Below are 5,075 nucleotides of genomic sequence, written 5' to 3' on the forward strand. Positions count from 1 at the left end.
CCATGACCCGCATTCCTGATTTCTCCGACCTTCCGCTGTTTGATGGCGCATCCGCCGGTGCCAAGGACCCGTTTGAAAGCACGCCCTGGACCACGCCAGAAGGCATTGATGTCAAATCATCCTATGGCCCCAAGGATCTGGATGGCATTGATCACCTGAACACCATGCCGGGCATGCCGCCGTTTTTGCGTGGCCCCTACCCGACCATGTATGTGCAGCGCCCCTGGACGATCCGCCAGTATGCCGGTTTCTCCACCGCCGAGGAATCGAACGCGTTTTATCGCCGTAACCTTGCCGCCGGGCAAAAGGGGCTTTCGATTGCCTTCGATCTGGCGACCCATCGCGGCTATGACAGCGATCATCCGCGCGTCGCAGGTGATGTCGGAATGGCCGGTGTGGCGATTGACAGCATCTATGACATGCGCACCCTTTTTGATGGCATCCCGCTTGATGAGATGTCGGTTTCCATGACCATGAACGGTGCGGTTCTGCCGGTGATGGCGCTTTATATTGCGGCCGCCGAAGAGCAGGGTGTGAAGCACGAACAGCTTTCGGGCACCATTCAGAACGACATTCTGAAAGAGTTCATGGTGCGCAACACCTATATCTATCCGCCGAAACCATCGATGCGGATTATTTCGGATATCTTTGCCTTTACCTCGCAAAACATGCCGAAATTTAACTCGATCTCGATTTCCGGCTATCACATGCAGGAAGCCGGTGCGACGGCCGATCTTGAGCTCGCCTATACGCTGGCCGATGGCATCGAATATGCCCGTGCCGGTCAGGCAGCAGGCCTTCCGATTGACAAGTTTGCCCCCCGTCTGTCGTTCTTCTGGGCGATTGGCATGAACTTCTTCATGGAAATCGCCAAGATGCGCGCAGCCCGCATGATCTGGGCCAAGCTGATCAAACAGTTCGATCCGCAAAACCCCAAATCGCTGTCGCTTCGCACGCACAGCCAGACATCGGGCTGGTCATTGACCGCACAGGATGTGTTTAACAACGTCATCCGTACCTGTGTTGAGGCGATGGCATCCACCCAAGGGCACACCCAGTCGCTGCATACCAATGCACTGGACGAGGCGTTGGCCCTGCCGACTGATTTCTCGGCCCGGATCGCGCGTAACACCCAGCTGTTCCTGCAACAGGAAAGCGGCACCACCAATGTTATCGATCCGTGGGGTGGTTCATATTATGTCGAACGCCTGACCCGCGATCTGGCGGAAAAGGCATGGGCGCATATCGCCGAGGTCGAAGAACAGGGCGGCATGGCCAAGGCGATTGAAGCCGGCATTCCGAAAATGCGCATCGAAGAAGCCGCAGCCCGTACGCAGGCCCGCATCGATAGCGGCCGTCAGACTTTGGTCGGTGTGAACAAATACCGCGTGACTGATGATCGCCCGGTTGATGTGCTTCAGGTCGATAACGCCGAAGTCCGCCGCCAGCAAATCGCAAAACTCGAACGTCTGCGCGCCGAACGTGATAATGGCGCAGTTGAAAGTGCCCTGACCGCGCTGACCAATGCCGCGGATGCCGGCAATGGCAACCTGCTTGAACTGGCTGTCGAGGCGGCGCGTGCCAAGTGCACGGTTGGTGAGATTTCCGATGCACTTGAAAAGGTCTATGGCCGTCATCAGGCGGTGATCCGGTCGATTTCCGGCGTTTATAAAACCGAAGTCGGGGCCGATAACGAGGCACTAGCCAAGGTTGATCGCCTGATCACGCAGTTCGAGGCCAATGAAGGCCGCCGTCCGCGGATCCTGATCGCCAAAATGGGTCAGGATGGTCATGACCGGGGTCAGAAGGTGATTGCGACGGCCTTTGCCGATCTTGGCTTTGATGTCGATATCGGCCCGCTGTTCCAGACCCCGGAAGAAGCCGCCAAACAGGCGGTTGAAAACGATGTTCATATCGTCGGGGCAAGCTCGCTTGCCGCTGGCCACCTGACGCTTGTGCCGCAATTGCGCGCAGAGCTTGATAAGCTTGGCCGTGAAGACATCATGATTGTTGCTGGCGGCGTGATCCCGCCGCAGGACTTCGACAAACTGTTCGAAGCCGGGGCCGAGGCGATCTTCCCGCCCGGAACGGTCATTGCCGAAGCGGCTGGCGACCTGCTAGAAAAGCTTAATCAGTCTGGCGAGGAAGCGGCCTGATCGCCGCTTCTTTCCAACTCGACGTAACGCTTTGCTGGCGTGAGACGCGCCAAATTCAAGGAACGCCTGGTGAAAGAAACGCTGCGCACCATACCTGCAGGCTCGGGCGGCACGGTCAGCCCGCGCAAGGCCGTGCGCAGACGTGTGCTTTCGACCGATGAAATCGTTAAGGGTGTTCTGGCTGGTGATCGCACCATTCTGTCACGTGCGATTACGCTGGTTGAAAGCCGCAATCCCAAACATTTCGAACAGGCACAGGCCGTTCTGGCCGAACTCATGCCCAACACGGGCGGGTCGCAGCGCATCGGCATTACCGGGGTTCCCGGTGTCGGCAAGTCGACCTTTATCGAGGCCTTTGGCAAGAACCTGACCAAGGCTGGTAAAAAGGTCGCCGTGCTTGCGGTTGATCCGACCAGTGCGCGATCAGGTGGCTCCATTCTGGGCGACAAGACCCGGATGAACGAACTTTCGATTGATCCCAATGCCTATATCCGCCCTTCGCCCAGCAGTGGCTATCTGGGCGGGGTCAATCGCATGACGCGCGAGACCATATTGCTGTGCGAGGCGGCCGGTTTTGATGTGGTTCTGGTCGAAACTGTCGGGGCCGGACAAAGTGAAACCATGGTCGCACAGATGACCGACTTCTTCCTTGTCCTGATGCTGCCCGGTGCGGGTGATGAACTTCAGGGCATCAAGAAGGGCGTTCTTGAAATTGCCGATCTGATCGCGGTCAACAAGGCCGACGCCGATCCGGCCAAGGCGCGTGAAGCAAAACGTGAGTATTCCTCAGCTTTGCGAATTATGCAGCCCACCAGCAAACATTGGCGCCCGCAATCGGTCATGGTTTCAGCGCTGATCAATGACGGGCTTGATAACATCTGGGATCTGATCAACCAGCATCGCGCCGTGATGGAAAAGGAAGGCGAGTTCGCCGCCAAGCGTGCGCGCCAGCAACATGACTGGATGTGGACGATGCTGCGTGACCGGTTGCTTGAAACCTTTACCGCGCGTGATGACGTGGCAAGCCGAATTCAGGCGCTTGAGGCCGATGTTTTATCGGGCACCACCAACCCGACTGCTGCGGTCGAGGAATTATTGGGCCGGATCAAGACCTCTGCCAAATAGGCAAAACAAAAGGCCGCACACAACGCGCGGCCTCTTAAAGCATCAAGCTACAGCTGGCTTACTTGTTTTCAGCGGCTTTCAGCTTTTCCTTCAGGATTTTGAGCTTCTCGACCGCATCGTTGATTTCCTGATCAAGGTGCTTGAGGCCTTCGCGCTTTTCGGTCGGCACGGATTCGAGCTCATCCAGGGCTTTTTCTACGATATACAGCATCCTGCAATCCTCCTTGTTTTGCTATCGGCGACGTCACTGCGGCACCGTGGGCACCGGCAACATTCACGCTGGTTAACATAACACCCAGCATGGACCAACCGATGTGTCGTTTCAAAGACATGGATCAAGAATGATCCGAAACTATCAACCGGCTGTCTGTTCAAGACGTTCCTGAAGGACCCGGATGCTTTCGGAGGTTGATTGCAAAACCTGTTCAAGGCCGGAGAGTTTTTCACGGGCTTCGCGCGAGACCGCTTCGACTTCATCAAGTGCGCTTTCAAAGATATAGAGCATGTCTATGCCCTTTCATTGTTGTTTTTGATGATTCAAAGCTAGCCCCCAAATTCGCTGAAACCGTGTCAGCAATGCGCTATTTCTGCCGTATTTCGGCGCGAGAGCGCGCAGGACGGCAAGGCTGATCTGTGATTTTTCACCGACAGGTTTGGGCGGTTTGTGGTAAAACCCGCCAACCGAATTTTCTGAAACTGGATAAACTTGATGACGCACTTGGTGCTGGCACCAATGGAAGGACTTGTTGACTGGCGCGTTCGGCAATTGCTGAGTGCTGCCGGCGGGTTTGACCTGTGCGTGACCGAGTTTATCCGCGTGTCGCAGAACCTGTTTCCGGCACACGTGTTTCATCGTTATTGCCCGGAACTTTTGAACGGTGGCAAGACGCTGTCGGGTGTGCCGGTTCTGGTTCAACTGATGGGCCATGACCCGGAACTGATGGGCGAAAACGCGGTTGTCGCGGTTGAGCTTGGCGCGCCGGGCATTGATATCAATTTCGGCTGCCCGTCCAAGACCGTGAACAAGCGCGAAGCCGGTGCGTCGCTGTTGAAATGCCCGGAAAACCTCTATGAAATCGTCTCGGCTGTGCGCCGTGCGGTGCCGGATCATATCCCGGTCAGTGCCAAGGTCCGGCTTGGCTATTCCGACAAGGAAATGTTCCTTGATATCGCACGCGCGGTTGAGGCCGGTGGCGCGCAGCACCTGACCGTGCATGCGCGCACCAAGATGGAAGGCTACAAACCGCCAGCGCATTGGGAGTACCTCGCACGTATTCGCGAGGCGATCTCAATCGGCATGACCGGCAATGGCGAGATTTGGGATGTCGCGGATTATCAGAAATGCCGCGATATTTCGGGCTGCGACAGCTTTATGATCGGCAGGGGCGCCATTGCCGCCCCGGACCTTGCCAACCGCATCAAGGCATTTGAAGGCGGATCACACCTGCCCAAGGAAAGCTGGGCGGATGTTCTGTCCATGTTGCTAGCCTATTGCGATCTGATGTCGGCCGACGGCGCATCGGAAAATCATCAGGCCGGGCGCATCAAGCAATGGATGGCCCTGATCCGCAAAAGCCACGCCCAGGGTGAAGTCTGTTTTGACGAGATCAAACGCATCCGCGCGATTGATGAGCTGCGGGCGAAGTTGCGGCACGACATGGCCTTGCCGGAAAATCAACGGACAAGTGATCTTATTGCGGCAGAGTAGCAGGTCAATCTAGTCAAATATCCAAAAAGAAAATGGGCAGTCATGGTGACTGCCCGTTTTTATTCGATCAGACTTATGATCCTTGA

The 5,075-nt window shown here is 56.4% G+C and carries 5 protein-coding genes; 3 read left to right on the forward strand and 2 right to left on the reverse strand.

Annotated features, from left to right (window positions below):
• The first annotated feature begins 2 nt into the window (after positions 1 to 2).
• Together scpA and meaB are read left to right on the forward strand one after the other, a co-directional pair.
• Entirely contained in the window at positions 3 to 2,156 is a 2,154-nt protein-coding gene (gene scpA, locus TH2_RS00320) for a methylmalonyl-CoA mutase (RefSeq protein ID WP_008888388.1), read from the forward strand.
• Positions 2,157 to 2,225: 69 nt separating this feature from the next.
• Positions 2,226 to 3,281, forward strand: a complete 1,056-nt coding sequence (meaB, locus tag TH2_RS00325; protein WP_008888389.1) for a methylmalonyl Co-A mutase-associated GTPase MeaB — start codon at positions 2,226 to 2,228, stop codon at positions 3,279 to 3,281.
• Between the two features lie 58 nt (positions 3,282 to 3,339).
• Here the strand turns inward: meaB and TH2_RS20865 are convergent, their stop codons facing one another.
• Positions 3,340 to 3,492 (reverse strand): hypothetical protein, encoded by a 153-nt coding sequence (locus TH2_RS20865; RefSeq protein WP_157097701.1) that lies wholly within the window; start codon positions 3,490 to 3,492, stop codon positions 3,340 to 3,342.
• Positions 3,493 to 3,636: 144 nt separating this feature from the next.
• Positions 3,637 to 3,786, reverse strand: a complete 150-nt coding sequence (locus TH2_RS20870; protein WP_157097702.1) for a hypothetical protein — start codon at positions 3,784 to 3,786, stop codon at positions 3,637 to 3,639.
• 204 nt (positions 3,787 to 3,990) lie between these two features.
• Between TH2_RS20870 and TH2_RS00330 the strand changes: the two genes are divergently transcribed.
• Positions 3,991 to 4,989, forward strand: coding sequence for a tRNA dihydrouridine synthase (locus TH2_RS00330; protein WP_008888390.1), 999 nt, complete (start codon positions 3,991 to 3,993; stop codon positions 4,987 to 4,989).
• The last annotated feature ends 86 nt before the right edge of the window (positions 4,990 to 5,075 follow it).

Source organism: Thalassospira profundimaris WP0211 (genome assembly GCF_000300275.1).
Classification (GTDB): domain Bacteria; phylum Pseudomonadota; class Alphaproteobacteria; order Rhodospirillales; family Thalassospiraceae; genus Thalassospira; species Thalassospira profundimaris.

Bases quoted from the DNA above. Each gene is read 5' to 3' on its own strand.
- TH2_RS00330 (WP_008888390.1), top strand. From the start codon at position 3,991: ATGACGCACTTGGTGCTGGCACCAATGGAAGGACTTGTTGACTGGCGC.
- TH2_RS20865 (WP_157097701.1), bottom strand. From the start codon at position 3,492: ATGCTGTATATCGTAGAAAAAGCCCTGGATGAGCTCGAATCCGTGCCG.
- scpA (WP_008888388.1), top strand. From the start codon at position 3: ATGACCCGCATTCCTGATTTCTCCGACCTTCCGCTGTTTGATGGCGCA.
- TH2_RS20870 (WP_157097702.1), bottom strand. From the start codon at position 3,786: ATGCTCTATATCTTTGAAAGCGCACTTGATGAAGTCGAAGCGGTCTCG.